This window comes from Rhodanobacter sp. sgz306013 (assembly GCF_057031145.1).
The window spans coordinates 560431-586812 of the sequence record NZ_JBXCIJ010000003.1; the positions used below are offsets into that span (position 1 = coordinate 560431).

Sequence of the window (26382 nt, forward strand, 5' to 3'; positions counted from 1 at the left end):
CGGAACCTTCAGAGCAGCCACCAGGCCAGGCCGGCGAGCGCGACCACCGCAAGCAGGCCGATGCCCAGCAAGGCCGGCTTGCCAAGGCGGGAATCGCGGCGGTCGCGGGTCAGGAAGACGAATTCGGCAACGCCCAGCCGGATGCGGTCGCCATGGTGCAACACCGACTCGTGGACGCGCTGCCCGTTCACGAACGTGCCGTTGGTGGACAGCGTATTCATGATCACGTAGTGGCCTTGCTGGTTCATGATCCATGCGTGCGACGCCGACACGCTGGAATCCCCGATCACGATGTCGTTGTCGCCGCGCCGGCCCACCGTCTGTCGACCCGGGCGCACGATGTAGCGCCGACGGTCATGCTCGCCACCGACGCCTTCGAGCACCGGTTCGTGGACGCTGGCGTGTCCGAGCGGAGCGGGCGCCAGCCCATCGGCCTGCAGGCGCAATTCTTCGGAGGAGAACAAGCGTGTTCCCTGCGGGCCGGCGGAACGCGGTGGCATGGATGGGCGTGGGTTCATGGCAGGCGCCGGTATGGCTCGGGTCCACACTATAGCCAATCGCCATGCCGATTCTGCCGACGCGATCGCCAATCCCGCACCTGCGCATCCGGTCATCGACCGCATAAGCGCTGCCCGTCTGCCACGACACGGCAGGGCCATCGCTGCCGCAGGAGAAGCGGTCCGGCAGGCGGGCAAGCCCCGCCTGCCGGACCGCCCGCTCGCTCATCGGCCCTGGCAGCGCTGGGTCCACAGCTTGGCCAGGAAGTCCCAGGCCATCAGCAGCGCACCGGCGGCGAACACGATGTCGCCGGGCATGCGCATCCACTGCCAGAACGTGGTGGTGTCGTAGAACGCGAGGCTGCGCGCATAGGCGTAGCCGTGGGTATAGACCGCTTCCAGCTGCGGCCAGCCCACCGGGTAGAAGTTCATCACGATCCACATCACCACGCCGATGTTGTAGAGCCAGAACGCCCACACGCCGCAGCGGTCGCTCCACGGCCGCTCGCCGTTGAAGTAGCGCAGCACCATGTAGAGCAGGCCGATGGCCAGCAGCCCGAACGCGCCGAACATCGAGGTGTGCGCGTGGTTGAGCGTGAGGAAGGTGCCGTGCTCGTAGTAGTTCACCAGCGGCGCGTTGAGCGTGCCGCCGCCGAACACGCCGGCGCCCACGAAGTTCCAGAACGCCGCACCCAGGATGTAGAGGTAGGCGAGCTTGTACGGGAAGTCCCGCTTGGCCTGGACGTGCTGGTGCTGGTCGATCGCCTCCAGCGCCAGTAGCACCAGCGGCAGCACCTCGATGAAGGAGAACATGCTGCCCACGCCCACCCACAGGCCGGGCTCGCCGGCCCAGTACAGGTGGTGGCCGGTGCCGAGCACGCCGCCGATCACGATCAGGATCCATTCGAACAGCACCGCGCGCTCGGCCATCTGCCGCGACACCAGCCCCAGCGCCATCAGGAAGTAGCCGGTTACCGAGGCGGCGAACAGCTCGAAGGCCAGCTCCACCCACAGGTGCACCACCCACCAGCGCCAGAAGTCGGTGATCGAGAACGAAGGGTTGGGCTCGCCCAGCGGGATCATGCCGAACACGTAGAACAGGGCGACCGTCAGCGTGCTGATCCACACCAGGTGCTCGATGCGGAATAGCCCGTACAGCGAGCCGCTCTGCCGGAACAGCGTGCGCAGCGTGGGCAGGAACGCGCGCAGCAGCACCAGGCACCACACGGCGAGGCCGACGAAGAACAGGATCTGCCAGAAGCGGCCCATCTCCAGGTAGGACAGCCCCTGGTTGCCCAGCCAGAACCAGTGCCGGTCGACGATGCCGGCGATGCCGAGGTAGTTGCCGACCAGCGCGCCGGCCACGATCACCACCAGCACCCAGAAGATCAGGTTCACCAGGAAACGCTGCCCGCGCGGCTCGCCGCGGCCGATGATCGGCGCCAGGAACAGGCCGCCCGCGATCCAGCTCACGCCGATCCACACGATGGGCGCCTGCAGGTGCACGCTGCGCAGGAAGGCGAACGGCAGCCACTTGTCCACCTCGATGCCGTAGAAGCTGGCGCGCTCGGTGTAGTAGTGCGCCATGATCGAGCCCGCGAGGATCTGCACCAGCAGCACGCCGGCCACCACCAGGAAGTACTTCCACAGCGCCTTCTGGCTGGGGGTGGGCGTACGGAACTTCTCCAGCACGGGCTCGAAGGTCTCGTTCGGTGCCTTGGGTTCGATCCACAGGCGGAAGATCACCAAGATCGCGCCGATGGCGAAGAACACCATGGTGAACGAGGCCCAGGTCCAGGTGAATGTGCTGGGCGTGGGGCTGTTGCCCACCAGCGGTTCGGACGGCCAATTGCTGGTCCACGAGTAGTCCTTGCCGGGTCGGCGCGCCACCGTGGTCAGCGAGGAGTAGAGCAGGAAGCCGGCGGTCTGCCGCGCGCTCGCTGGGTCCAGCGCGCGTGCGCCGGTATAGCCCTTGTTGAAGTCGTCCCGGCGCAGCGCCGCGCCGATGCGCTCGCGCAGCGCGACGATCGCCCTGGCCACCGCGTCGGGCAACACCACCTGCGGCTGGCTGAGGTCGATGCCTTGCAGCTCCGCGCGCATGGCCTGCGTGATGCCGGACTGCCGCTCGGCACCGATGGCGTCGAACGGCTGGCCGTAGCGTGCGAGCGCCAGGTTGTCCTGCACCTCCCTCGCCAGCTGCACGAGGTATTCGGCGGTGTAGTCCTCGCCGAAGGACGAGCCCATGCCGTACAGGCTGCCGTAGTCCATCAGGTCGGCCTTCTGGAAGCCGGACTTGCCGGCCACGATGTCGGCGTAGCTCATCACCAGGGCGCCGTCGCCGGTGGTCATCTGCTGCGGGATCGGCGCGGCCTGCCGGTAGGTGCTGCGGGTCGCCGCCAGCATGCCGGCGGAGCAGGCGATGGTGACGGCGACGAGTATCCAGACCAGTACCCGGCTGATGCGATCCTGCGGACCGGCCCGGTCCGCAGCTGGCGTGTCTGAGGCCATGCAAATCTCCTTGGAAGAGTGGGTGGGATGGGGAAAGCCGGCGGCATGCTAGAAGCCGGCGAAGCGGCCGCTCCTGATCTGGGTCAGCCCATCCTTCATTGCCCGGACAAACCGCGCCGCGCGGCGGTCATCGCGGATGCGGCATTTCGACTCACGCGCGATGGAGCGCATGCGGCGCAAGGCGCGCCTATCGGCCTGCCGCAGGACGGCGGGCAGGCTCAGCCGGCGGCGCGGTGTGCGATGCGCCGGCGTGGAGTGGCGAGGATGAGGGAGACTGCGACCCGTGGCGGGCTACGCCTCAGCCGGCGCGCTGACTGCTGTCCACGGCGTGCAGTGTGGGTGGCACGGGCAGCGTGGCGATCGCTGCGGCCGGCCGTCCGGCCGGGAAGGCCTGCGCATGCGTGCCGCCGGCCGGCTCGGGCGGCGTGGCGGCTTGCGGCGCAGGCACGCTTCCCCGGCTTGGCCGCGGCGCGCTGTCCACCATGTCGCGGGAAAGCGCCGCCGCCTCGGCCTCCCTGGTCATCACGATGATGCTGATGCGCCGGTTGACCGGGTCGCCGGGGTCGGCCTTATCCAGCGGCACCGAGGCGGCCAGGCCCACCACGCGGGACACCTTGCCGTCCAGCAGGCCGCCGGCGATCAGGGCGCGGCGCGCGGCATTGGCGCGGTCGGTGGACAGTTCCCAGTTGCTGTAGCCGTCGTTGCTGCCGTAGGACGCGTCGTCGGTGTGGCCGATGATGCTGATGCGGTTAGGCACGCGATTGATGAAGCCGGCCAGCTCGCCCAGGATCGTCCGCGTGTAGTCCTTCAGCCGCGCGCTGCCCAGGTCGAACATCGGCCGGTTGAGCTTGTCCACGATCTGGATGCGCAGGCCCTCGGACGTGATGTCCAGCAGCAACTGGTCCTTGAACGGCGCCAGCGCCTGGCTGTTCTGGATGGCCGCGTTCAGCTCCACCTTCAGCTCTTGCAGTCGCGTCCGGTCCAGTTCGCGCGCGCGGTGCTCGATCTCCGCCTTCGCGGGCACGCCGACCGGGCCGTTGTGGCGATCCTTGCCGGGGCCGTGCGAGAGGTCCATCGCGCCGCCGAGCTTGATCATGGCGTCGCTGGCGCCGCCGGGGCCCATCTTGCCGGGCGGCGCCACCGTGGCGTTGCCCGGCGTGGCGCTGGGGTTGCGGAAGTACTCGGAAATCGCCGCCTTCTGCTCGCGCGTGCCCACGCCGATGATCCACATCACCAGGAAGAACGCCATCATCGCGGTGACGAAGTCGGCGTAAGCCACCTTCCAGGCGCCGCCGTGGTGGCCGTGGCCGCGTTTCCTCGCGCGCCTGACGATGACCGGCGGGGCGGCGTCGCTCACGTGCCGGCTCCGGCATGCACCTTGCCGAGATGTTCCTCCAGGTCCTGGAAGTTCGGGCGCGCATGCGCGGAGAGCATCTTGCGGGCGAACTCCACCGACACCTTGGGGTTGTAGCCGCGCAGGTTGGCCAGCAGGCCCACCTTCACGCATTCGAAGGCCTTGCCGTCCTCGCGTACGCGCGCCTCCATGGCCGCGGCCAGCGGGCCCACGAAGCCGTAGCACAGCAGGATGCCGAGGAAGGTGCCGACCAGCGCGCCGGCGATGTGCGCGCCGATCTGCGAGGTGTCGCCGGAGAGGTTGGACATCGTCGTGACGATGCCGAGCACGGCCGCCACGATGCCGAAACCCGGCAGTGCATCGGCCATCTTCGCCACCGCCAGCGCGGGTACTTCCGCCTCCGTGTGGTGGGTTTCCACCTCGGCGTCGAGCAGCGCCTCCAGCTCGAACGGCTCCATGTTGCCGCCCACGATCAGGCGCAGGCAGTCGGTGATGAATTCCACCAGATGCCGTTCGCCAAGCAGGCGCGGGTAGGCGGAGAACAGCGAGCTCGTCTGCGGATCCTCGATGTGCTCCTCCAGGCCGAGCAGGCCTTCCTTGCGCATCACGCTGAAGATGTCGTACAGCAGCGAGAGCAGGTCCAGGAAATCCTGCTCGCGGTAGGCCGGCCCCTTGAACATCGCGCGTATTTCGCGCAGCGCGGCCTTCACTACCTTGGCCGAATTGGCGGTGAGGAAGGCGCCGATCGAGCCGCCGAAGATGATCAGCAGTTCGTAGGGCTGCCACAGCGCCAGCAGATGGCCGTGCGACAGCACGTATCCGCCCAGCACGCAGCCGATCACGACCAGCGACCCGATGAGAACCAGCATGTATCACTCCGTGTAGCGCGCGCATTGCCGTAGGCCTGGTATCTATCGGTCGCAGCGCGTGTAGCTTGAGCGCGCCGGGCGCCTGCGTGTGGCGGCGACGTGGCCCGCGCGGCCAGGGCAGCTGCGGCGTTTCGACACAGGGCGCGCCGCGCAGCGCGGCCAGGCGTGGTCCGTGGCCGTGCGTCGTGGGCGTCGCCGGCGGGCGGGTTTGACGTGCGTCAAGGCTTCCCCGCAAACCCTTGCGCACACTGCACCCATGAACCATGCCATCCAGATCCCCGAGTTCGATCCGGCGCTGATCGCGCGCTACGACGTGGCCGGTCCGCGCTACACAAGCTACCCCACCGCGCCGCAGTTCCGCGGCGACTTCGACGAACGCGCCTTGCGCTCGGCGATCCAGGCGTCCAACGAGGAGCCGATCCCGCGCCCGCTGTCGATCTACGTGCACGTCCCGTTCTGCACCAGCCCGTGCTTCTACTGCGGCTGCAACCGCATCATCACCCGCGACCTGGACAAGGCCGACCGCTACTTGGAGCGGCTGTACCGCGAGGTCGAACTGGTGGCGAAGCTGTTCGACCGCGACCGCCAGGTGACCCAGCTGCACTTCGGCGGCGGCACCCCGAACTTCCTCGACCTGCCGCGCATGCAGGAGCTGATGGGCGTGCTGGCGCGGCACTTCAGCTTCAGTACCGAGCGAGGGCGCGAGTTCGGCATCGAGATCGACCCGCGCTTCGCCGACGCCGGCTACATCCGCGGCCTGGGCGAGCTGGGCTTCAACCGCATCTCGGTGGGCATCCAGGACTTCGATCCTGCGGTGCAGGCGGCGGTCAACCGCATCCAGAGCGTGGCGCAGACCCGCGAGGTGCTGGAGGCGGCACGCACCAGCGGCTTCCGCTCGACCAGCGTGGACTTGATCTACGGCTTGCCGCGGCAGACCGTCGCGGGCTTCGAGCGCACGCTGGACGAAGTGATCGCGCTGGCGCCGGACCGCGTGGCGGTCTACGCCTATGCGCACCTGCCGGAGATGTTCAAGGCGCAGCGGCAGATCCACGCGGAAGAGCTGCCCGACCCGGCCACGCGCCTGGCCCTGATCGGCCGCGCGCTGGCACGCCTCAACCAGGCCGACTACGCCTACGTCGGCATGGACCATTTCGCACGTGCCGACGACGAACTGGTGGCGGCGCAGCGCGCCGGCACCTTGCAGCGCAATTTCCAGGGCTATTCCACCCATGGTGAGTGCGACATCGTGGGCCTGGGCGTGAGCGCGATCGGCCGCATCGGCGACAGCTACAGCCAGAGCGCGCGCGACCTCACCGGCTACTACGCCGCGCTGGACAACGGCCGCCTGCCGGTGGCGCGCGGCCTCGCGCTGGTCGAGGACGACCTGATCCGCCGCGAGGCGATCGGCCAGCTGATGTGTTACGGCGAGCTGGACACGATCGCGTTCGGCGAACAGCGCGGCATCGTGTTCGCCGAGTATTTCGCGGCCGAGCTGGAGCGCCTGCGCGCACTCGCCGGCGACGGCCTGGTGACGCTCGACGAGCGCACGATCCAAGTCACGCCGCGCGGACGGCTGCTGCTGCGCATCGTGGCGATGTGCTTCGACGCCTACCTCGACAAGGCGGCGCCGCCCCGGTTCTCGCGGACGATATGAACGGCGGACCGATGAACGTGCGCGTCGCATGGTCGGCTACGGCAAGCCCGAGCTGTCGCCGCTGCACGGCCTGATGGAACACCTCGGGCCGTGCCGTGTCGGCGAGGCGGTGTTCCGCCAGGGCGATCAATGCGCTGTCCGGGTAGGTATTCAAGGCGAGGTAAACCTTGCGGCCGCGTGCATGCGCTTAGGCGATGCCCTGCGCCAGCTCCGCATCGGAAAAGTTGTGACCAGGGAAGGCGCGCGCGTTGGTCTCGTTGCGCAGGGTGGCATAGACCGCGCCGGCGCCGGCTTCGACCGCCGCCTGCAGAGCGTGCAGGTTGCAGCCGGCACAGACCAGTTGCATAAGCAATGCTCCGCGTTGTGAAAGTGCACATCGTGGCCGCAGCGGGTCGCCGTGGCGTTGACGCGGGTCAGTTGATTCGCGGATCGAGGCGACGCGCTGGTTGACACTGATCCGGGGCACTGCTGATCCGGATCAAGAGCTCCGCCGCGGCGGTGGCGCACGATGCCAGCATCGAAACGGGCGACGCGCATGACCGACTACATTCAGGCCTGGCAATGCATTGGCTGCGGCAAGATCGAGGCGCCGCAGCCCTGCATCGGCGTATGCAGGGACCGCAAGGTGTTCATGGTGGGCAAGGAAGAACACGAGCGCGTGCTGGCCGAGCACGCCGCGCTGCAGGCGCAACTGCAGCAGGCGCGCGGGATGTTGCTGCGCTTCGGCCAGGCCAGGCCCAAGCCGGGACAATGGGAGGCCACGTGGCTGGCCCTGCACGAACAGCTGCGCGAGGCGCTGGCCGTGTTGGCCGAACCGAACGGCGGGACGCCGCCAGCCTGAGCCGTGGGACCAAGCCAGCGGACTGCCATCCCGTTGCTTGCAGAGTTTCTGCTCTCGCTTCCACCGTGGCTTCACCGGCCGGCAGCGATGCTGTGCAGCGGAGTCGACTCGCGCCGGGAGGCTGTCAGTGCTGGAGGCGATGGCAGTCGCCAACATCATGGTTTCGATCCTGCTGATGCTGTGGGCGATCGTGGACGTCAACCATCGTCCTCCGCCGATGGCAGTGATGAAGTGGGTCTGGCCGCTCACGTTTCTCTGGGGCGGGTTGTTCGCGCTGCTGATGTACCTATGGTTCGGTCGCGCTCCCGGGAACGGCGCACCGGGCCACGCCCCTCACGCCCATCGCGAGAAGCACGAACGCGGCCAGCGCCCGATGTGGCAGAGCGCGGCGCTGGGCGCGACGCACTGCGGGGCTGGCTGCTCGTTGGCCGACATGCTGGTCGAGGGCGCGATGTTCGCCCTGGGTCTGCGGTTCGTGGTGCTGGGCGAGGCGGTGTTCGGCAACTGGATCGTCGACTATGTCGCTGCGCTCGCCATCGGCATCGTGTTCCAGTACGCGGCCCTGGCGCCGATGTCGGACGCGCCGCGCCGTACCGTCGCCTGGAAGTCGTTCAAGTCGGACTTCCTGTCGCTGTCGTTCTGGCAGATTGGCATGTATGGCTGGATGGCGATCGTCATCTTCGTGCTGTTCGGCCATCCGGCCATGAGGCCAGATCACTGGCTGTTCTGGTGGATGATGCAGTTCGCGATGCTGCTGGGTTTCTTCGTCGCCTGTCCCGTGAACTGGCTGTTGATCCGCGTCGGCGTGAAGGAGGTCATGTAGAACGACCGAGGAGCCGGGCGGTACCGCCATCTCAAGGCGCTGGTGGCGGAATCGCCAGGGATTCGTCGCTGGCGAGCAGGCGGCGATGGATCGCGTCGAGGTGCTCCAGCAGTTCGGCGCGGGCCGCTTCGGCGTAAGGATTCTCGCGCTGGATCGCGGCGAACAGGTGGCCGGCGTCACCGCGCACCGCGGCGAGCATGTTGGCTAGGCCGAGGAAGGAGGGCGGCGCCACCGAGAGGTCGTCGCCCACGCCCATCTCCACCAGCGCGCGGGCGATGAAGAAGGCCAGCGCGTGGGTCTTTGCCATCGCGCGGTCGTGCGTGGCGGCGTCCTGCGCGATCACCGTGCAGCCCAGCGATTCGAACAGCGCCCGCGTACGTTCGGCCGCCTGCGGATGCCGCGTACTGGCGCACAGCACGGTGCGCAAAGGCTCGCCGCGGGCCAGGCTGAGCGGGCCGAACAGCGGGTGGGTGCCGGCATGCGGGATCGCCTCGCCGAGGTGCGCGTCCAGCAGCGCGCAGGGGTGTTCCTTCACGCTGCCCACGTCGATTACGGTGTGCCGCGCTTCGAGCAGGGGGCGCAATTCGTGCAGCGCCGTTTCCAGCTGCGGCACCGGCATCGCCAGCACGACCCACTCGGCGCCGTCGAGCGCGGCGGCGGGCGTGGCGCAGGCCAGGGCGGCCGGTGCCCCGGCGTGCGGGTCGTGGATGCGCACGGCGTGGCCGGCGCGTTGCAACAGATCGGCGAAGGCATGGCCGAAGCGGCCGTGGCCGAACAGGGCGAAGATCATCGAGGATTCCGGCGGTCGGGCTGGGAGTCTGCCGCCGATTCTCGCAGCGCGCGCCACAAAGTCTCCACCCGCGCCTCCACCGTGGCGTCGGGCGCGATCGGCATGCCCCAGGCGCGGCTGGTCTCGCCGGGCCACTTGTGGGTGGCGTCGAGGCCAAGCTTGGAGCCCAGGCCGGCCACCGGGCTGGCGAAATCGAGGTAGTCGATCGGCGTGTTCTCCACCAGCATCGCGTCGCGCGCGGGATCGACGCGGGTGGCGATGGCCCAGATAACCTGCTTCCAGTCGCGCGCGTCGATGTCGGCGTCCACCACGATCACGAACTTGGTGTAGGTGAACTGGCGCAGGCAGGACCACACGCCCATCATCACGCGCCGTGGGTGGCCGGCGTACTGCTTGCGGATCGCCACCACGGCGATGCGGTAGGAGCAGGCTTCGGGTGGCAGGTGGAAGTCGACGACCTCGGGGAACAGCTTCTGCAGGATAGGCACGAATACCTCATTCAGCGCCATCGCCAGCACCGAGGGTTCGTCGTGCGGCGCGCGGCCCATGTAGCTGCCCTGGTAGATCGCGTTGCGGCGCAGGTGCATGCGCTGGACGGTGAGCACGGGGAAACGTTCCTGCGCGTTGTAGTAGCCGGTGTGGTCGCCGAACGGTCCTTCCAGCGCGGTGTCGTCGGGATGGATGAAGCCTTCCAGCAGGATCTCAGCGCCGGCCGGCGCATCCAGCCCGGTGAGCTCGCTGCGCCACAGCCGCGTGCGCTCGCCGCGCAGCAGGCCCGCGAATTCGTATTCGGACAGCGTGTCGGGCACCGGCGCCACCGCGGCTAGCAGGGTGGCCGGGTCGGTGCCGATCGCCACCAGCACGGGAAAGGGGTCGCGCGGACGGTCCGCGCGCCAGTCCGCGTAGTCCAGCGCGCCACCGCGGTGCGGCAGCCATCGCATGATGACGCGGTTAGGCGCGATCACCTGCTGGCGGTAGATCGCCACGTTCTGCCGGCGTTTGCGGCTGCCGCGGGTGACCACCAGGCCCAGCGTGACCAGTCGTCCCGCGTCGCCCGGCCAGCAGTGCTGGATTGGCAGGCGGGCGAGGTCGACGTCGCTGCCCGCCACGGTTTCGTCCAGGAACGCGGCGCCGTCGAGGCGGCGCGGCGCCACGTGGGCGAGCTGGGCCAGTTCCGGCCAGGTGGCCAGCGCCTGGCGCAGGTTCGCGGGCCAGCTCGGCTCCTTGATCGCGGCCAGCAGCTGGCCCAGCTCGCGCAGGCTGGCCAGCGGCCGCCCGGCCAGCGCCAGTTCGATGCGGTGGCGATGGCCGAACAGGTTACCGAGGAAGGCGTGGTTCGAACCGAGTGGCTGCTGCATCAGCAGGGCAGGCCCGCCTTCGCGCAGGGCGCGGTGGCACAGCGCCGTGGTTTCGAGATGGGAGCTGACCGGCGCCTGTACGCGTAGCAATTGCTGCTGGCGTTCGAGCCGGTCGAGGAAGGACCGCAGATCGTGGTGGCTCATGCGGCAAGGTTCGCCGCCCGCGGGCCTGCGTGCCTTGATGCCGATCAGTCCGGATCAATCCCGCAACGGCTGCCAGCGGCTGCCGGCGAGGCAGCGCTGCAGCGCCTCGCGCGCTGGGACGAGGTCGATGCGATGGTCGGCCAGCCACGCCGGATCGAACAAGGTCTCCGCGTAGCGCACGCCGGGATCGCACAGCAGACTCACGATGCTGCCGCGCTCGCCGCGTGCGTGCATGGCTGCGGCCAGCTGCAGGCAGGCCACCAGGTTGGTGCCGGAGGAGCCGCCGTAGCGGCGGCCGAGCAGGTCTTCGAGCAGCCACGCGGCGGCGATCGAGGCGTTGTCGGGCACTTCGATCACGTGGTCGATTACGTCGAACAGGAAGCCCGGTTCCACGCGCGGGCGGCCAATGCCTTCGATCAGGGTGGCGTGGCGGGCGACCGCGGCGTGGTTGCGCGTGCGCCAGCCTTCGGCGAAGGCACAACCCGCGGGCTCGGCCACGCAGAGGCGGGTATCCAGGCGGCGATAGCGCAGGTAGCGGCCGATGGTCGCCGAGGTGCCGCCGGTGCCGGCCCCGCAGACGATCCAGGTCGGCACTGGCTGCGGTTCGCGCGCCATCTGCTGCAGGATCGACTCGGCGATATTGTTGTTGCCGCGCCAGTCGGTGGCGCGCTCGGCGAGGCCGAACTGGTCGAGGTGGCAGGCGCCGCGTGCGGCGTGTTCGGTGGCACGCTCGTGTACCCGCGCGGGATCGTCGACCAGGTCGCAGCGGCCACCCAGCGCCTGCACGTCGCGGATCTTGCGCGGCGCGGTGCAGGCCGGCATCACTGCCGTGAAGGACAGACCGAGCAGGCGCGCGAACCAGGCCTCGGAAATCGCGGTGCTGCCCGAGGAGGCATCGACCACGGCCTGGCCTTCGCGCAGGCGGCCGTTGCACAGCGCATAGAGGTAGAGCGAGCGGGCGAGGCGGTGTTTCAGGCTGCCGCTGGGATGCACCGACTCGTCCTTGAAGTAGAAGTCGATGCCGGGGAAGCCGGGGAAGCCGAGCTTGAGCAGGTGCGTGTCGGCCGAGCGCGCGGCCTCCTGCGCCAGCATGTCCAATGCGTCGTGCACCCAGCGGCGGTGGCCTTCGCGCGATGGTGGAATCGCCGGCAAGATGTTTTCCACGGAAGGCTCCGGCATGGCCGCGGCGTTCGGAATGACGATCACCGGAGGCTGGCCTACTTACCCAGGCTCAGCGTGCCTCTCATCAGCGTGGAATGGCCGGGGAAAGTGCAGAAATAGGTGTACCGCTCGCCGGCCTTGAGCTGGGCCACGTCGATCGTGGTGGTGTCGGACTGGCCGCCGCCGATCAGCTTGGTGCGGGCGATGATGCGGGTGTCGCCAGGCTTCTCGTAGTCATTGGCGGCGCCGGCCTGCATGCCGTCGGCGACCACGCCGGATTCGTCGGCGGCACGCGTCAGCACCCAGTTGTGGCCCATCGAGGCCACCGGCAGCTGGCCGGTGTGCTTCAGCGTGACCTTGAAACTCTTGCACGTCCTGGGCACGGTGATGGACCTGACGTTGAATTGCATCGCGTCGTCGGCCTCGACCGTGGTGCTGCATTCCGCCGCCATCAGTGGAGAGGAAGCGAGGGCGAGCAGGGCGAGGAAGATGAGTCTGCGCATGGGGGCGACTCCGGCAGGAAGGTGGACGCCCGGATTCTGCGCGGGCCGCAACCGGCCGACACTGATCTGCGTCACCTGCCGGGACGGTCGCGCGATCGAATGATCACGGGGTGCCGGCATGCGGGCCGGGCGGGGTTCTGGCACAGCGGCGGCTGCCGCCCGCGCTGCCGCCCTGGCCGAGTTGATTTCAATCAACACCCGACACGAACGGTGGATCCTAAGCTGGCGCACGCACGTGGCGCTTGCGCGACGTGCGTCAGCCGGGGTGCGGGCAAGGCGCGCCCCGGCAGTCGACATGTTCGAGCGCGCCCGGATTCCGGCAGGCGGGGTCCAGGGCCGTGCCTCGGTGCTTGCGCGGGAGCCGCGGCCAGGATGCGAAGGAGGCCAACATGATCGATCTTCCCTCGTTCCACGCGTCGACGCCGTGGCCGCACATCATCGCTCTCTACTGCGCCACCTTGCTTCCGCTTGTCGTCGGCCTGCCGCCGGTCATCGCGATCATCGAAAGCGTCCACGTGATGACCGAACGGGAGATCTGGCGGGAGATCGCGCGCTTCTGGAGCAGGTTGCTCGGCATCGCGTTGCTGATGTGGACGATAGGCTCGATGGTACTGGTCATCCTGTACGGCGCGGACCCCGGCCGGTTCGGCAGATATCTCCAGGGGACTCCCGGCCCATGGCTGATCCTGTTGCTTGCGCCGCTGGTCTTCGCCGGAGGCGCTTACCTCTGGCGCCTGTCCGGAGACTGGCGGGGCCGGGGGCGGTTGCGGCATCTGGCCGTCACGTGGCTGTGGATGCCGCTGTCGACCCTGGTCGTGCTGAAGATCGCGATCGGCTATGGCCTGATGGACCGTGCTGCCGGCGCAATCCTCGATCCCGGCAGCCTGCAGGTACGGATCCACGACCTGCCTTCGATGCTGCTCAACCCCGCCGCACAAGCGCGGTTCGTGCATCTCATCGCGTCCTGCTACCTCACTGCGGCGACGTTCGTGCTCTCGGTGTCGGCGTGGTACCTGCTGCGCGGCCGCAACGTGCAGATTGCGCGCCGGTCGATGACCGTGGCCGCCGGTTTCGGCCTGGCCGCGGCCTTGTCGCTTGCCGTGCTTGGCGACCGCGACGGCTACGCCGGTGCGCCCGGGCAGCAGATGAGGATCGCTGCGGTCGCGGGCGAATGGCATACGCGGCCGGCGCCGGCGTCGCTCATCCTCCTTGGGATACCCGATCCGGCGGGGCGCAGGACCCGGGTCGCACTGCAGGTCCCCTGGTTGCTGGGCCTTGCCGTGACGCACTCCTGGCGGATGCCGGTAGCGGGGCTGGACGACCTCGAGGCGGCGAATGCATTGCGCATACGCCGCGGCCTGGCGGAGTTCGTCGCGCTGGATGCCCAGGACGCCCGCGCGCACGGGGCCGGCTCGCCCGCGGACCTGGCTGCCGCCAACCCGGATCTGGGGTACGGGTTGCTGCTGCTGCGCCATGTCCGGATCCCGACGGCCCGGGGCAGTGGCGATGCGATGGCCGCGGCCGCGCGCGACACGATCCCCAATGTACCGCTGCTGTTCTGGTCCTTTCGGGCCATGGCGCTGCTCGGTGCATACGGCCTGGTCCTGTTCGGCGCATCGTTCTGGCTGGCGTCGCGGCGCCGGCTCGAGCAACGCGGATTTCTGCGCATCGCCGCCTGGAGCTGGCCTGCGCCGTGGGTGGCGGGCGCGCTGGGCTGGATCGTGAGCGAGGCGGGTCGCGGTCCCTGGCTGGTCGACGGGCTGCTGCCCGTCACCGGCATGGATGCGACGGAATCCGGGCGGCTCGTCGCCGTGATCGCGTATGCGGCGGTGTCCGGCCTGTTCGTGGCCGGCGCTGTCTCGACGATGCGCCTTGTCCGCCTTGGCCCGGATGGATTGAAGATCTGGCCGGTGGATCCGGACCCGACGAGAACGTATTGACCCTGCCGGTCATGGGAGAGCGGACGATGTGGTATTTCGCATGGTTGCTGGGCGTCGGCCTCGCCTGTGCCTTCGGCATCTTGAACGCGATGTGGTTCGAGCTGCACGCGGACGACGAGCGCGACTGGGCGGCGGTTGCCAACGACGACTGATGCCGCGGGTTTGCCGCGCGCGACGCAGGCCGGGATGGCGTCCGGCAGCGCGTTGCATGCGGATTCCCGGCGTGGCTGCGTCCCGGAAGCGGCGATCCGGGTGGACGTGTCCACGCTCATGCGGGGTGCGGTTCCGTTGACATGTATCAATGTGCCGCGACGCGTGCGCGGCAGCATGTCGCCGGCCGGGCAGATGCCGACACGCACGGTTCCCGGCGCGGAGCAGGCCCTTGAAAGACATCCTCATTCACGTCAGGGACTATCAGGAGCACACGCGGGCCGCCGATTTCGGCATGCGGCTCGCGGCGACGCTGGGCGCATCGGCCACGGCCGTCTACGCCTGCCCGCACCCCATGCATTTCGTGCCCGCATTTGATCCTGCGCCGATGACCGCATTCATGGAAAACGCGCTTGAGCTCGTCCGGGGCGCGGTCCAGGCCAGGCAGTCGTTCCAGTCCTGGGCGGCATCGCTGGGCGTGCCACGGGCGGAGTGGTTGGTCGCGCAGGGGGACCCCTTCGATGCGCTGATGCAGGAAGCCACGCGGCACGACCTGCTGGTGCTGGAGCATGCGCTGGACGGCCGCGGTTCGCCATGGGACATCCCCGGCCTGATCCTCAAGGCAGGTGTGCCGTGCATCGTGCTGCCGCGCGAGGAGACGGCGCCGGGCCGGCAGATTCAACGGGTCGCCCTTGCCTGGAACGGTTCGCCGGAAGCGATGCGGGCGATCCACGCGGCCTGCCCGTTGTTGCAGGGCAGGCAGGTGCTGTTGCTCTGGGGGGCCGCGGAGCGCGATGTGGACCATGGGGTGGAGTGGGACCCGCCCTTCCACATGCTCCGCTATCTGCGGCGCCACGGCATCGAGGCCGAGGAGCGCATGATCACCGCCAGGCACGACAACGCGGGAAGGGTATTGCTGGATGCGTCGACCAAGTTCGGCGCCGATCTTCTGGTGATGGGGGCCTACGGTCGCAATCGCTTCAGCGAATGGTGGCTGGGCGGCGCCACGCGGCACGCGCTGGCCTGGGCGAACATCCCGGTGCTGTTCCGGCATTGACGCCCGCGTGCCCGGGAACGGTCCTCCGCCCGCGCTGGCTCAGGGCTTTCGACGCATCGGGCATCTTCCACGCGGGCAGGATCGGTTGAAGCAACGAGGTGCAAGGGCGGGAGGTGTCCTCCACATGCACGCGATGGTCTTGCGCCGGCCGCAGACGGCGTTGGTTCCAGAGGAGCGGCCAATACCCGCGCCCGGAGCGGGCGAAGTGCGCATCCGGGTGGAAGCCTGCGGTGTGTGCCGCACCGACCTGCACCTGCTCGACGGGGAGCTCCCGCAGGCGCGCCTGCCGGTGGTACCGGGGCACGAAGTGGTGGGCAGGGTGGAGGCGATCGGCGCGGACGTCCTTTCGTGGAAGCAGGGCGACCGTGTCGGCGTGCCATGGCTGGGCGGCACCTGCGGCGTCTGCCGATACTGCCTGCACGGACGTGAGAACCTCTGCGACGCGCCGGCATTCACCGGCTGCACGCGCGACGGCGGCTATGCCACGCACATGCTGGCCAGCGCGGCGTTCTGCCTGCCGCTGCCGGAGCGCGATTATCCCGACCCCGCGCTGGCCGCGCCGCTGTTGTGCGCGGGGCTCATCGGCGGCCGCGCGTTGCGGCTGGCGGGCGAGGGCGCGGCGCTGGGCCTGTACGGGTTCGGTGCGGCGGCGCACATCCTGGCGCAGGTGGCGCGGGCGGAGGGCCGCCGGGTGCATGCCTTCACCCGCGCCGGGGATTCGGAGGCCCAGGCGCTCGCGTACTCGCTGGGGGCGACCTGGGCCGGGGCCTCCGGCGAGACGCCGCCCGAGCCGCTGGATGCCGCGATCATCTTCGCCCCCGACGGCGCGCTGGTCCCGGTCGCGCTGGCCGCCGTGCGCAAGGGCGGCACCGTGGTGTGCGGCGGCATCCACATGAGCGACATCCCGGGGTTTCCCTACCGCCTGCTGTGGGAGGAACGCCGCCTGCTTTCGGTCGCCAACCTCACCCGTGCGGACGGGCACGCCTTCCTCGCCGCCGCCGCACGGGCCGGAGTGCGCACGCGGGTGCGGCGCTATCCGTTGGCCGACGCCAACCAGGCACTGGATGATCTGCGCGCCGGCCGCGTGCATGGCGCCGCGGTACTGGTGCCGCCGGCATGAACACGGCCGCCGCAGCGGTGGTACGCCGGGGGCGGGTGATCGCGCAGCGCCTGTTCGACGTGGCTTATGCGATCGACCTGGGGCGGGCAAGGCAACTGTGCGCCGACCTGCCGGTCGCCGATACGCCGCCCGGGCCGCTGAGCTTCGGTACACCACCGCTGCGGCTGCGCCTGTCGCCGATCGACCTCCGCATCGGCGGCAAGCCGATGGCCGGCGATGTCTCGGTGCACCTGTATGACTTCGGCGCCATCGCCATGGCGATCACCTTCGTGGTCGAGGAACTGGCATGGAGCGGCTACGCCGAATTCTCGCGCCAGGTGGAGGATGCCGTCGCCGCCAACGCGGCGGCGGCGCCGTGGACGATGCTGCTGGAATCCCTGCGGGCGCGCATCGCGCCCGCACTGGAACGGCCGGGCGCGACGGTGATCCAGGAGGACTACCAGTTGATGGTGGTGGACACCTTCCGCGAGCCTCCGGATGAGGCGCTGCAGGGCGCCCTGGATCTCGCGCCGTTGCTCGCCGCCGAACCGCGCCCGCTGTCGGAGGATGCGCGCGAGGCATTGCTGCGGCACCGTTTCGCCCATCTTGCCGGGGATTGCGTGGTGGTCACGCGCGACCGCGCGTTCCTGTACCAGCCCGACGGCGATGCGGGCGTGGCCGCGGTACTGGAAGTGGCCAATGCGCAATTGCTGGAGCTGCGCTACTACGACGCACTGCTCGACGCCGAATTGCCGCGCATGTACGCGCTGGTGGCGCGTACCCGGACGGTTTCGCCGTTGTCGGCGCCTGGAAAGTTGTCGCGCCTGGCCCGCCGCCTTTACACCCTGGTCGCCGAAGTCACGGAACTGACCGGCAGGGTGGACAACGCGCTGCAGGTCACCGGCCACCCTTATCTGGCTCGCGTGTACACCACGACACTGGAGTCATTCGGCGTGCCTGCGCTGAGAGCCGCGGTGGACCGCAAGCTGGCGATCATCCGCGACACTTACGCCGCGCTTTACGACGAGGCCGCGGTAAGCCGCGCCGGAGTGCTGGAGCTGACCATCATCGTGTTGATCGGCGTGGAGCTGTTCATGGCGATGTTCCGGCGCTGAATCGGCCGACGGGTTGACCTGCGTCAACACCATGCATTTTCCGCGGCCCATCCTGAGCCGACGAAACATGGAGGAGCAGTCATGCGTACCGACGGGCAGTTGCAGAAAGACGTCATCGACGAACTTCACTGGGAACCGGCCGTCCAGGCCGATCACATCGGCGTGGAGGTGCGCAACGGCATCGTCACGCTGGCCGGCCGGGTCGGCAGCTACGCGGAAAAATACGCGGCCGAGCGCACGGCGCAGCGCGTCACCGGCGTGCGCGGCGTGGCGGTGGAACTGGACGTGGTGCTGCCAGGCGACAGTCATCGCACCGATGCGGACATCGCCGACGCGGCCACCCGCGCCATCGAGTGGAACGCCTCCATTCCCAGGGGCAGCGTCAAGGTCCTGGTCGAAGACGGGTGTGTCACGCTGAGCGGCGAGGTGCCGTGGGCCTATGCGCGCGAAGCGGCTTCTGCATGCGTGCGTGGGTTGCTCGGCGTCAAGGACGTGGTCAACCTGATCGCGATCAGGCCGCCGGTCACGGCGCATGACATCAAGGGAAAGATCGAGGCGGCGCTGCAACGCCAGGCGCACCTGCACACGAAAGGCATCACCGTGGGCGTCGATCGCGGCACGGTGACCCTGTCTGGCGAAGTCGGCTCGCTGAACGAACGCGCGGCGGTGGAGCAGGCCGTGTGGAACGCACCGGGCGTGCAGACCATCGTGGATCACATCCGGGTGCATTGAAGGTCTGCCTGTTCGCTGCATGGGAACGCCAGCGTGCCGGCGGCGCCGGCACAGCCCGTATGCGATCAAGGCCGTTGCGGCGCAGCTCCCGGGCCTGGACGACCCGCGGCCGGGACGGTTCATGGCCGAGCTGATGGAAAACCTTGCCCGTGCCTCGGTCGCCGTCCCGGCGTCGGATCGTGCGGGCCATTGACAAGGCCTGCCCCGACCGCCATGGAACCTCGCCTTTCGCCTCCCACAAGCGCTGGGTTGAAGAGTGCGTCGCCCGAGATCCCCCGCCCCGTCCTGCCGTCGGAGCGGCTGCGGCGGATGGGCATCGACAGCGGCGACGAGCATGTGATCTACCTGCAGGAGGACTCGCCCATCTGTCGCGCCGAGGGTTTCGGCGCGCACAGCCGGGTGCAGGTCGGCATCGGTGCACGCCAGGTGCTTGCCCGGTTGAACGTGGTGCACGGCGCATGGCTGGCGGGCGGGGAGGTCGGCCTGTCCGAGTCGGCCTGGCTGGCCCTGGCGCCGCAGCCGGGCGAAACGGCCATGCTCGCGCATCCGTCCAGCGTGGATTCGCTCTCGCTGGTGCGCGCGAAGATCCACGGCGCGGTGCTCCAGGACGACGCGTTCGCCGCGATCATGCACGACGTGGCCGCCCGCCGTTATACCGGCCTGGAGCTGGCCGCCTTCATCACCGCCTGCGCCGACGGCCACCTCGGGTTGGGGGAGATCAGCGCGCTGGCCGGCGCCATGGTCGCCACCGGCAGTCGCCTGCGCTGGCCCTGCGACCGGGTCATGGACAAGCACTGCATCGGCGGCCTCGCCGGCAACCGCACCTCGCCCATCGTGGTGGCCATCGCCGCGTCGCTGGGGCTGATGATGCCCAAGACGTCCTCGCGCGCCATCACCTCGCCGGCCGGCACGGCCGACACGATGGAGATGCTCGCGCCGGTGGACCTGTCGCTGGAACTCGTGCGGCGCACGGTCGAGCGCACGGGTGCCTGCCTGGCGTGGGGCGGGGCGATCGGCCTGAGTCCCGCCGACGACGTGCTGATCCACGTCGAGAAGGCGCTGGACATCGACAGCGAAGGCCAGCTGGTCGCCTCGGTGCTGTCCAAGAAAATCGCCGCCGGCTCTTCCCGCGTGCTGATCGACATCCCGGTCGGCCCCACCGCGAAGATGCGCGATCCGGACGCGGCCCGCTCGCTGGCCGCCTGCCTGCAGCACGTGGCCGCGGATTTCGGCGTGCGCGTGCAGTGCGTCTTCACCGATGGCCGCCAGCCGGTCGGCACCGGGGTCGGGCCGGCGCTGGAGGCGCACGATGTCCTTCGCGTGCTGCGCGGCGAGCCGGGGGCGCCGGCGGACCTGCGCGACCGCGCCGTGCTGCTCGCCGGGGCGCTGCTGCTGCTGGCGGAGGCCGCCAGCAGCGCGGGCGAGGCGCGCGCCATGGCGGTGCGGGCCCTCGACGGCGGCGACGCGTGGCGGAAGTTCCAGGAGATCTGCGAAGCGCAGGGCGGCATGCGCAGCCCCGGGCGCGCCGCCCAGCAATATCCCGTCGCATCCGCCTGCGACGGTACCGTCAGCGCCATCGACAACCGTCGCCTTTCGCGCGTGGCGAAACTGGCCGGCGCACCCGGGTCGCCGCTGGCCGGGCTGGAGCTTCACGCGCATCTCGGCGACCGGCTGGAGCGCGGGCAGCCGATGTTCACCGTGCACGCGCAGACGCGCGGCGAGCTGGCCTACGCGATGGAGTACGTGCAGCGCCATCCCGGCATCCTCACCCTGGACGGGTCCGCATGATGCGGGCGGTCTATGCCATGCCTGGCAACGAGGCACTGGCCGACGCGCTGGCGCGGCAGCTGCGGCTGCCGCGTCGTGCGCTGGACCTGCACCGCTTTCCGGACGGCGAGTCGCTGGTACGCGTGGATGAGCCTCCGGCGGGCGGCGAGGCCATCGTCGTGTGCACGCTGGACCGACCGGACGCGAAGACACTTCCGCTGCTGATGGCCGCGGCAACCCTGCGCGAGCTGGGGGCGCGACGGTTGGGGCTGGTCGCGCCCTACCTGGCGTACATGCGCCAGGACGCGCGCTTCCGTCCCGGCGAGGCCGTGTCGTCGCGCCTGTTCGGGCGGCTGCTGGCGCAGGGTTTCGAATGGCTGGTGACCGTCGCCCCGCATCTGCACCGGCACCGCAGCCTGGCAGAGGCTGGCATGCCGCACGGCCGCGCCGTGTCGGCCGCGCCCGCCCTGGCCGCCTGGCTGCAGGCGCATGTGGCGCGGCCGCTGCTGATCGGGCCCGACGAGGAAAGCGCGCCGTGGGTGGAAGGCGTCGCCAAGCTGGTGGCGGCGCCGGTGGTGGTCGCCCGCAAGCACCGCCTCGGCGATCGCGAGGTGCGCGTGAGCCTGCCAGATCTCTCGCGATGGCAAGACCGCGTTCCGGTGTTGCTGGATGACATCATTTCCAGCGGCCATACCTTGCTGGACGCCATCGCCGGCATCCGTGCCGCCGGCCTGCCGGCGCCATGGTGTATGGCCGTGCACGGCCTGTTCGCCGGGGATGCGCTGCAACGCCTGCGGTCGGCCGGGGTGGCCGGGGTGGTCGTCAGCAACAGCGTGCCGGGGGACACCGCAGAGATCGACCTGACCGGGATCCTGGCGGCGGCCTTGCCGCAGGAGTAATCACGCTGGGGTGCCTGCCGGCGGCGCCGCCGGCGCTCAAGCGTTGCAGCCCACGTGGGTGGCGATGGCCTTCCGGGTTTCTTCGGAGCCCGCCAGCGGCGACGGATAGCAAATCGGTTCGTCGATCCATGGCTGGATGGCCTCGCACAACGCGGGCTGGGCCTGCGCCGAAAGCTCCGCCAGCTCGGTGCCCACGCTGCGCAAGGCCTGACGCGTATGGAGGCGCTTGGCGAGCAAGATCGCATAACCCGGCGAGCAGACGAGGCGGTTGGTCTCGGCATCCGGGATGGCATGGATGTCGCCATGCGCGAGCAGCGGATCCGCGGCATCGGCAACGTTGTTGGCGAGCAGCGCCAGTCGCTTTTGCGAGTCGATCGCGGTGAGCGAACCATGGCGCAGGCCGTGCCGCACGGCATCCGCCGCCTCCGCCGCGTCGCCCAGTTCACCCAGGCGGCCCAGTCGCCGCAACGCATCCGGCGGCGACAGCAAGGCGCCACGCTCCCGGGCCAGGCGCAGGCTGCCCTGCAGGCAGCCGCGAGCCAGGCTCTGCGTAATGGCGCGCGCCGCCTGGCGCCCCTGCGGGCTGTCGTAGGCATGGCCCAACTGCGCCAAGGTGTCGGCCAGGCCCACCATGCCTATGCGCAGATGCGTGCCCGGATGTTCCCCGGCGGCCAGCAGTCCGGCGTTGTCCAGCGCGTGTACCGCCAGCCTGGCCACTGCCTCGAACGCCTCGTAGCGGAAGCTGGCCAGCGCGGTGAACGGCGCCGTGACGAATACGGCGGGATTGAGCGCCGCGGCGAGACGGTCGCGGGGCCAGCAGGGGCGGTCCGTCCCGGCGCTGGCGAGGATGCGCTCGTCGAGCAGCAGGCGCCAGCCGGCGAGGGCGTCGAGCAGCTGCTGCTCCCAGCCGGCCCTGCACGCCGGCGGTTCGCATCGCGAGAGTGCGTGGACGACCCGCCGCAAAGTGTCGTCGACCGTCAGGTCGCGCAAGCCGCCCTGGTCGCGCCAGCGGAACCATGCGTCCCAGGCTTCAACGGCCGCGATGTCGAGAAATGGAGAGTGGCGCATGACCGGTGGCTGCAATGACCGAGGCGAATATGCCCAGTTGTGCTCGAACGTCATTGAGCCACATCAACACCCCGGTGTGGTCCGGGGTTGCAAACGGTTACGAAGCGTTGCCTTGCCGCCATCGGTGCGTAACGGGCCGGGGCTAGGGTGTTCACGACGGGGGAAACAGGCATTCGACGGAGGCGCCATGAATACCCAGATCGAGCTCCTTCGCAAGTACGTGCAGGTCACCCGGCACAAGCTGGCGTCAGGTCAATATCTCTACCATGCAGGCCAGCCGTTCCAGTCGTTGTACCTCGTGCATGCGGGCTTCCTGAAGACGGTGGAACTGGCCGACGACGGCCGCGACCAGGTCACCGGCTTCCGCATGCGCGGCGACCTGCTGGGCATCGAGTCGATCGGCCTGCGGCAGCACGCCTGCAGCGCGGTGGCCCTGGAGCAGGGCGAGGTCTGGGAGCTGCCATACCCCGCGATGCTCGCCGCCTGCCGCGAGATCCCCGAACTGCAGGCCCGCTTCACCGCTGCGCTGGCCGCGGAGATCCGCAGCGACCATGCCTGGATGCTGACGATCGGCACGCTGAGCGCGGAACAGCGCGTCGCCAGCTTCCTGGTCGACGTCGCCGCGCGTTATGCCAGCCTGGGCTACAGCGCGCGGCACTTCATCCTACGCATGCGCCGCATCGACATCGCCAACTTCCTCGCGCTCAAGCACGAGACGGTCAGCCGGGTGTTGTCCCACCTCGGCAATCTGCATCTGATCGACGTGCGGCGCCGCGAAGTGCAGGTGCTGGACGACGGGGGGCTGCGGCAGATGGCGAGCGGGCACTCCCTGTGAGCTGGCGGCCGCGGCGGGTCATTCCGCCTGCCGCTTGAGGGCCCGCAGCAGGGCCATCGACAACTGCTCGACGCGGTAGGGTTTGCGCAGCAGTTCCACCTGGTCAAGCAAGGGGTTCTGGGCATCCATCGATCCGCGGGCATACCCGGAGGTCAGCAGCACCGGCAGCTCCGGCCGCGAACGCCGCGCCGCTCCGGCCAGCTCCACGCCGCTCATGCCGTTGCTCAGCACCACATCCGAGAAAAGCAGGTCGATGTCCGGATGCTGCTCGAGCAGCGCGAGGGCGCGGGCGGCGGTATCGGCCTCGCGGGTGAGGTAGCCCAGCGAGTGCAGGAAGGCGACCGCAATGGCGCGCACTTCCGGCTCGTCTTCGACCACTAGCACGGTTTCCCGTCCATGCTGCACCGGCACTTCGGCGGCGGCCACCGCCGTGGGCACCGCGTCCAGCACCGGAAAATACAGGCTCACGCAGGTGCCTTCGCCGAGCTGACTGTCGATGCCGAGATACCCGCCGGACTGCTTCACGAAACCGTACACCATGCTCAGGCCGAGGCCGTTGCCCTTGCCGGCATCCTTGGTGGTGAAGAACGGTTCGAGCGCGCGCCCTTGCACTTCGGGGGGCATGCCCATGCCGGTGTCCGCGACGCGAAAAACCACATAGTCGCCGGCCGGTGCCTTCACGCCGGCCCGGGCATCGTCGATGCGCTCGGCGCCCGCCGAGAGGGTGAGTTGCCCGCCGCGCGGCATGGCATCGCGGGCATTGACCGCAAGGTTGACGAGTGCGGTGTCGAATTCGGCGGGATCCAGGTGGACGAGCGGCGTTTCCGTTGCACATTCCGTGATCACGCGGATCCGCTCGCCCAGGGTGCGTGTCAGCATTTCCCGCAGGTCGTCCAGGATCTGCGCCGGCTGCAGCGGGCGTGGCGCGAGGCGGCGCCGGCTGGCGAAGGAGAGCAGCTTGCCGGTGAGCGCGGCGCAGCGATCGGCGGCGCGGGCCGCGCTCGCGGCGATGTCGCTTTGCAGCGACTCGCCCGGTAGCGATGCGGTCAACAGCTGCAGATTGCCCGAGATCACCGTGAGCATGTTGTTGAAGTCGTGCGCGATGCCGCCGGTGAGCTGGCCGACCGCTTCCAGGCGCTGCGCGTGCGAGAGCTGCTCCTCGCTGCGGCTGCGTTGCACCGCCGCGGCGAGCATGTTCGCCACCGATTGCAGGAAATGCAGCATGTCGTGGTCGATGCTGTCCGCTTCGCGCACGGGCATCACCAGCAGGCCCAGCGGTCCGTAGCGGTCCGGCAGCGGCACGATGGCGGCGTCGTGGAATTCCGTGCCCTTCAGCAGTCTGGTGAGGTCGCCTTCCGAGCGGGACAGCACCGCAGGGTCGCCTGGGCCATCCATCCAGGGGCCACGGGACAGGCGCCGTGCGATGCCGCGCAGCACGAGGTCGGGCAGGCCGATGGCGGCACGTATCTGCAGCTCCGTGCCGTGGATGTCGCGGAACAGGATCAGGGCGGCGTCGGTGTGCAGCGCCGAGGCGAGCAGGGCGGCGATGGCGTCGACGGCCATGTCCAGGTTCGGCGATTCGAGCAGCGGGCGGCTGGCCTGCGCGAGAAAGGCGTCGTAGCGCGCGCGGACCAGCGCCTGGCGTGCGCGCTGCGTTTCGGAGATGTCGCGGATGGAGGCGGCATACAGGAGGCGTTCGCCAGCCTGGATCGGACTCAGGCCGATCTCCACCGGAAACGGCTGGCCGCTGCGGCGCACGCCGGTGAGCTCGTAGCCGGCGCCCATGGGCCGTACGCGGGGAGCGGCCATGTACCTGGCGCGGTGATCCTTGTGTACGTGTCGCACCGATTCCGGCAGCAATATCTCTACTGGCCTGCCGCGCAGTTCGTTCTCGCCGTAACCGAACAGCCGGTCCGCCTGCGGGTTGGCAAGCATGATGGTGCCGTCCTGGTCCACCACGACCATGGCGTCCGGGGCGGTATCGAACAGCGCCCTGAAAAGGTCCGCATCGGCGATGTCGTCCGGGCCGGAGGTCACAGGCGGCGCACCTGGCCGGTAAACATGTAGCCGGCGCCGCGCACCGCCTTGAACAGGGGAGGGCGATCGGTGGCGGCGTCGATCTTGCGGCGCAGGCGGCTCAGCTGCACGTCGATCGCGCGATCGTAAGGGCCGATGTCGCGGCCATGGATGCGGCTCATGATGTCGTTGCGCGAAAGCACCCGGTTGGGGTGTTCGAGAAACAGCCGGAGCAGATCGTATTCCCCTGTGGTCAGGGGAACTTCCTCGCCGTCGGCGCCGGCCAGCAGGCGCGCGGAGGGGTCGAGCCGGTAGCCAGCGAATTCGAGCGTGCGGCCTTCCGATGCCGGTCCGTCTGCCGCAGGGGCCTGCGCTGCATATCGGCGCAGTACGCTGCGCACGCGCGCCAGCAGTTCGCGCAGGTCGAACGGCTTGGTGATGTAGTCGTCGGCCCCCAGTTCCAGACCCACGACGCGGTCGACCGACTCGCCACGGCCGGAGACGATGATCACCGGCCCGCGCCAGTGCTCGTGCAGGTAGCGGGTCAGGGCGAAACCGTCCTCGCCGGGCAGGCCCAGGTCCAGCAGCACCAGGTCCACCGGGCCGTCGGCGAGCGCGCGGCGCAGCATGGCGCCGTTGGCGGCGACGCCCACCATGAAGCCCTGGGCGGAAAAATAGCGGCTGATCAGCGTCGAGATGTCGCGGTCGTCCTCGACGACCAGCAGCCGGGTGGGTGTTGGCGGATCCGCGGATGGCACCTGACCGGGGGGCATGGGAACCTCGGCGAACGGGGCGGCCCACGGCCGGATGGCCCGTCGCGGAAGCAGAGTTTATATCCGCGCCCGGCCACTGCGTTAGCCGTCGGCGGGAATCGCCCCTCGGCCGACCCTGGCGCGCGTCGAGTCCCCCCGCGGCCGGCCTTGACAGCCACGGCTCCGCCACGGCCCCGTTCCTTGCCGCCCGCCTTCCGCGCACGCATCCGTTGGATATGGAACCTGGTGGCCGTCGCGGCGTCGCGCGACCGCCTGCGGCAGCCCGGCCCCGGCCTGCTCGTCGTTGCGGCGGCGTGCGTGGCCGCCGTGCCGTGGGGCGTAACGCCCGTTCGTGTCGTCGCGGCGGTCGCGGCGCGATGGCAGGGCCACGGCGGTCGCGGCCATCGCCATCGCCATCGCCACCATACCGGCGAGATCGATGCCTGGCTT

24 protein-coding genes are annotated in these 26382 nt (G+C 69.6%); 12 read left to right on the forward strand and 12 right to left on the reverse strand.

The window, feature by feature from the left end; genetic code table 11:
- Nucleotides 1-8 precede the first annotated feature (8 nt).
- From AC2EWF_RS12195 to motA, 4 genes are all read right to left on the reverse strand, one after another.
- On the reverse strand, nt 9-464 hold the full coding sequence (locus AC2EWF_RS12195) for an FHA domain-containing protein (RefSeq protein WP_483639630.1): 456 nt from the start codon (nt 462-464) through the stop codon (nt 9-11).
- 258 nt (nt 465-722) lie between these two features.
- Nucleotides 723-3005 (reverse strand): nitric-oxide reductase large subunit, encoded by a 2283-nt coding sequence (locus AC2EWF_RS12200; protein WP_483639631.1) that lies wholly within the window; start codon nt 3003-3005, stop codon nt 723-725.
- Between the two features lie 298 nt (nt 3006-3303).
- Nucleotides 3304-4362, reverse strand: a complete 1059-nt coding sequence (motB, locus tag AC2EWF_RS12205) for a flagellar motor protein MotB (RefSeq protein WP_483639632.1) — start codon at nt 4360-4362, stop codon at nt 3304-3306.
- On the reverse strand, nt 4359-5228 hold the full coding sequence (gene motA / locus AC2EWF_RS12210) for a flagellar motor stator protein MotA (RefSeq protein WP_483639633.1): 870 nt from the start codon (nt 5226-5228) through the stop codon (nt 4359-4361). The genes motB and motA overlap by 4 nt, the downstream gene beginning before the upstream one ends.
- Before the next feature lie 256 nt (nt 5229-5484).
- Between motA and hemN the strand changes: the two genes are divergently transcribed.
- The gene (gene hemN, locus AC2EWF_RS12215; protein WP_483639634.1) at nt 5485-6882 is read left to right on the forward strand and encodes an oxygen-independent coproporphyrinogen III oxidase; all 1398 of its coding nucleotides are present in this window, start codon (nt 5485-5487) and stop codon (nt 6880-6882) included.
- A gap of 187 nt (nt 6883-7069) precedes the next feature.
- Here the strand turns inward: hemN and AC2EWF_RS12220 are convergent, their stop codons facing one another.
- Nucleotides 7070-7228 carry a hypothetical protein gene (locus AC2EWF_RS12220; protein ID WP_483639635.1) on the reverse strand — a complete coding sequence of 53 codons (159 nt, stop codon included), beginning with the start codon at nt 7226-7228 and terminating at the stop codon, nt 7070-7072.
- Between the two features lie 189 nt (nt 7229-7417).
- Between AC2EWF_RS12220 and AC2EWF_RS12225 the strand changes: the two genes are divergently transcribed.
- On the forward strand, nt 7418-7723 hold the full coding sequence (locus AC2EWF_RS12225; RefSeq protein WP_483639636.1) for a hypothetical protein: 306 nt from the start codon (nt 7418-7420) through the stop codon (nt 7721-7723).
- Nucleotides 7724-7862: 139 nt separating this feature from the next.
- Nucleotides 7863-8546 (forward strand): DUF4396 domain-containing protein, encoded by a 684-nt coding sequence (locus tag AC2EWF_RS12230; RefSeq protein ID WP_483639637.1) that lies wholly within the window; start codon nt 7863-7865, stop codon nt 8544-8546.
- 31 nt (nt 8547-8577) lie between these two features.
- On the opposite strand, the gene AC2EWF_RS12235 is transcribed toward AC2EWF_RS12230, so the two are convergent.
- The 4 genes from AC2EWF_RS12235 to azu all read right to left on the reverse strand — a co-directional run bounded on the left by AC2EWF_RS12235 (nt 8578) and on the right by azu (nt 12502).
- Nucleotides 8578-9336: a prephenate dehydrogenase/arogenate dehydrogenase family protein gene (locus AC2EWF_RS12235; protein ID WP_483639638.1), complete on the reverse strand. Its 759-nt coding sequence runs from the start codon at nt 9334-9336 to the stop codon at nt 8578-8580.
- A complete protein-coding gene (locus AC2EWF_RS12240) occupies nt 9333-10838 on the reverse strand; it encodes a UbiD family decarboxylase (protein WP_483639639.1) in 1506 nt (501 codons plus the stop codon). The genes AC2EWF_RS12235 and AC2EWF_RS12240 overlap by 4 nt, the downstream gene beginning before the upstream one ends.
- A 54-nt stretch (nt 10839-10892) precedes the next feature.
- The gene (locus AC2EWF_RS12245; protein WP_483639813.1) at nt 10893-11930 is read right to left on the reverse strand and encodes a PLP-dependent cysteine synthase family protein; all 1038 of its coding nucleotides are present in this window, start codon (nt 11928-11930) and stop codon (nt 10893-10895) included.
- 125 nt (nt 11931-12055) lie between these two features.
- Nucleotides 12056-12502, reverse strand: coding sequence for an azurin (gene azu / locus AC2EWF_RS12250; protein WP_483639640.1), 447 nt, complete (start codon nt 12500-12502; stop codon nt 12056-12058).
- A gap of 389 nt (nt 12503-12891) precedes the next feature.
- On the opposite strand from azu, the gene AC2EWF_RS12255 reads away from it, so the two are divergent.
- From AC2EWF_RS12255 to AC2EWF_RS12290, 8 genes are all read left to right on the forward strand, one after another.
- Nucleotides 12892-14442 (forward strand): cytochrome ubiquinol oxidase subunit I, encoded by a 1551-nt coding sequence (locus AC2EWF_RS12255; RefSeq protein WP_483639641.1) that lies wholly within the window; start codon nt 12892-12894, stop codon nt 14440-14442.
- Nucleotides 14439-14594 (forward strand): cytochrome bd-I oxidase subunit CydX, encoded by a 156-nt coding sequence (cydX, locus tag AC2EWF_RS12260; RefSeq protein WP_483639642.1) that lies wholly within the window; start codon nt 14439-14441, stop codon nt 14592-14594. Before AC2EWF_RS12255 ends, cydX begins: the two co-directional genes overlap by 4 nt.
- Before the next feature lie 230 nt (nt 14595-14824).
- On the forward strand, nt 14825-15649 hold the full coding sequence (locus AC2EWF_RS12265) for a universal stress protein (protein ID WP_483639643.1): 825 nt from the start codon (nt 14825-14827) through the stop codon (nt 15647-15649).
- A gap of 124 nt (nt 15650-15773) precedes the next feature.
- Nucleotides 15774-16769, forward strand: a complete 996-nt coding sequence (locus tag AC2EWF_RS12270; RefSeq protein WP_483639644.1) for a zinc-dependent alcohol dehydrogenase family protein — start codon at nt 15774-15776, stop codon at nt 16767-16769.
- On the forward strand, nt 16766-17863 hold the full coding sequence (locus tag AC2EWF_RS12275; RefSeq protein WP_483639645.1) for a hypothetical protein: 1098 nt from the start codon (nt 16766-16768) through the stop codon (nt 17861-17863). The genes AC2EWF_RS12270 and AC2EWF_RS12275 overlap by 4 nt, the downstream gene beginning before the upstream one ends.
- Before the next feature lie 81 nt (nt 17864-17944).
- Entirely contained in the window at nt 17945-18595 is a 651-nt protein-coding gene (locus AC2EWF_RS12280) for a BON domain-containing protein (protein WP_483639646.1), read from the forward strand.
- 309 nt (nt 18596-18904) lie between these two features.
- Nucleotides 18905-20383 (forward strand): thymidine phosphorylase family protein, encoded by a 1479-nt coding sequence (locus tag AC2EWF_RS12285; protein WP_483639647.1) that lies wholly within the window; start codon nt 18905-18907, stop codon nt 20381-20383.
- Nucleotides 20384-20400: 17 nt separating this feature from the next.
- The gene (locus tag AC2EWF_RS12290) at nt 20401-21261 is read left to right on the forward strand and encodes a ribose-phosphate diphosphokinase (protein ID WP_483639648.1); all 861 of its coding nucleotides are present in this window, start codon (nt 20401-20403) and stop codon (nt 21259-21261) included.
- A 36-nt stretch (nt 21262-21297) separates the two neighbouring features.
- On the opposite strand, the gene AC2EWF_RS12295 is transcribed toward AC2EWF_RS12290, so the two are convergent.
- Nucleotides 21298-22329 (reverse strand): hypothetical protein, encoded by a 1032-nt coding sequence (locus AC2EWF_RS12295; RefSeq protein ID WP_483639649.1) that lies wholly within the window; start codon nt 22327-22329, stop codon nt 21298-21300.
- Nucleotides 22330-22516: 187 nt separating this feature from the next.
- Between AC2EWF_RS12295 and AC2EWF_RS12300 the strand changes: the two genes are divergently transcribed.
- Complete coding sequence (locus AC2EWF_RS12300) at nt 22517-23164, forward strand: Crp/Fnr family transcriptional regulator (protein ID WP_483639650.1); 648 nt, start codon at nt 22517-22519, stop codon at nt 23162-23164.
- A gap of 18 nt (nt 23165-23182) precedes the next feature.
- Here AC2EWF_RS12300 and AC2EWF_RS12305 read toward each other — a convergent pair whose 3' ends face one another.
- Together AC2EWF_RS12305 and AC2EWF_RS12310 are read right to left on the reverse strand one after the other, a co-directional pair.
- Nucleotides 23183-25201, reverse strand: coding sequence for a PAS domain S-box protein (locus AC2EWF_RS12305; protein ID WP_483639651.1), 2019 nt, complete (start codon nt 25199-25201; stop codon nt 23183-23185).
- A complete protein-coding gene (locus AC2EWF_RS12310) occupies nt 25198-25953 on the reverse strand; it encodes a response regulator (RefSeq protein ID WP_483639652.1) in 756 nt (251 codons plus the stop codon). The genes AC2EWF_RS12305 and AC2EWF_RS12310 overlap by 4 nt, the downstream gene beginning before the upstream one ends.
- Nucleotides 25954-26382: the final 429 nt, after the last annotated feature.

Excerpts from the sequence above, each read along its gene's own strand:
- AC2EWF_RS12230 (WP_483639637.1), top strand. The coding sequence starts at position 7,863 with ATGGCAGTCGCCAACATCATGGTTTCGATCCTGCTGATGCTGTGGGCG.
- AC2EWF_RS12300 (WP_483639650.1), top strand. The coding sequence starts at position 22,517 with ATGAATACCCAGATCGAGCTCCTTCGCAAGTACGTGCAGGTCACCCGG.
- AC2EWF_RS12235 (WP_483639638.1), bottom strand. The coding sequence starts at position 9,336 with ATGATCTTCGCCCTGTTCGGCCACGGCCGCTTCGGCCATGCCTTCGCC.
- AC2EWF_RS12270 (WP_483639644.1), top strand. The coding sequence starts at position 15,774 with ATGCACGCGATGGTCTTGCGCCGGCCGCAGACGGCGTTGGTTCCAGAG.
- AC2EWF_RS12280 (WP_483639646.1), top strand. The coding sequence starts at position 17,945 with ATGCGTACCGACGGGCAGTTGCAGAAAGACGTCATCGACGAACTTCAC.
- AC2EWF_RS12290 (WP_483639648.1), top strand. The coding sequence starts at position 20,401 with ATGCCTGGCAACGAGGCACTGGCCGACGCGCTGGCGCGGCAGCTGCGG.
- AC2EWF_RS12285 (WP_483639647.1), top strand. The coding sequence starts at position 18,905 with ATGGGCATCGACAGCGGCGACGAGCATGTGATCTACCTGCAGGAGGAC.
- azu (WP_483639640.1), bottom strand. The coding sequence starts at position 12,502 with ATGCGCAGACTCATCTTCCTCGCCCTGCTCGCCCTCGCTTCCTCTCCA.
- AC2EWF_RS12310 (WP_483639652.1), bottom strand. The coding sequence starts at position 25,953 with ATGCCCCCCGGTCAGGTGCCATCCGCGGATCCGCCAACACCCACCCGG.
- AC2EWF_RS12225 (WP_483639636.1), top strand. The coding sequence starts at position 7,418 with ATGACCGACTACATTCAGGCCTGGCAATGCATTGGCTGCGGCAAGATC.
- hemN (WP_483639634.1), top strand. The coding sequence starts at position 5,485 with ATGAACCATGCCATCCAGATCCCCGAGTTCGATCCGGCGCTGATCGCG.
- AC2EWF_RS12220 (WP_483639635.1), bottom strand. The coding sequence starts at position 7,228 with ATGCAACTGGTCTGTGCCGGCTGCAACCTGCACGCTCTGCAGGCGGCG.
- AC2EWF_RS12275 (WP_483639645.1), top strand. The coding sequence starts at position 16,766 with ATGAACACGGCCGCCGCAGCGGTGGTACGCCGGGGGCGGGTGATCGCG.
- AC2EWF_RS12295 (WP_483639649.1), bottom strand. The coding sequence starts at position 22,329 with ATGCGCCACTCTCCATTTCTCGACATCGCGGCCGTTGAAGCCTGGGAC.
- motA (WP_483639633.1), bottom strand. The coding sequence starts at position 5,228 with ATGCTGGTTCTCATCGGGTCGCTGGTCGTGATCGGCTGCGTGCTGGGC.
- AC2EWF_RS12255 (WP_483639641.1), top strand. The coding sequence starts at position 12,892 with ATGATCGATCTTCCCTCGTTCCACGCGTCGACGCCGTGGCCGCACATC.
- AC2EWF_RS12245 (WP_483639813.1), bottom strand. The coding sequence starts at position 11,930 with ATGCTGGCGCAGGAGGCCGCGCGCTCGGCCGACACGCACCTGCTCAAG.
- AC2EWF_RS12200 (WP_483639631.1), bottom strand. The coding sequence starts at position 3,005 with ATGGCCTCAGACACGCCAGCTGCGGACCGGGCCGGTCCGCAGGATCGC.
- AC2EWF_RS12240 (WP_483639639.1), bottom strand. The coding sequence starts at position 10,838 with ATGAGCCACCACGATCTGCGGTCCTTCCTCGACCGGCTCGAACGCCAG.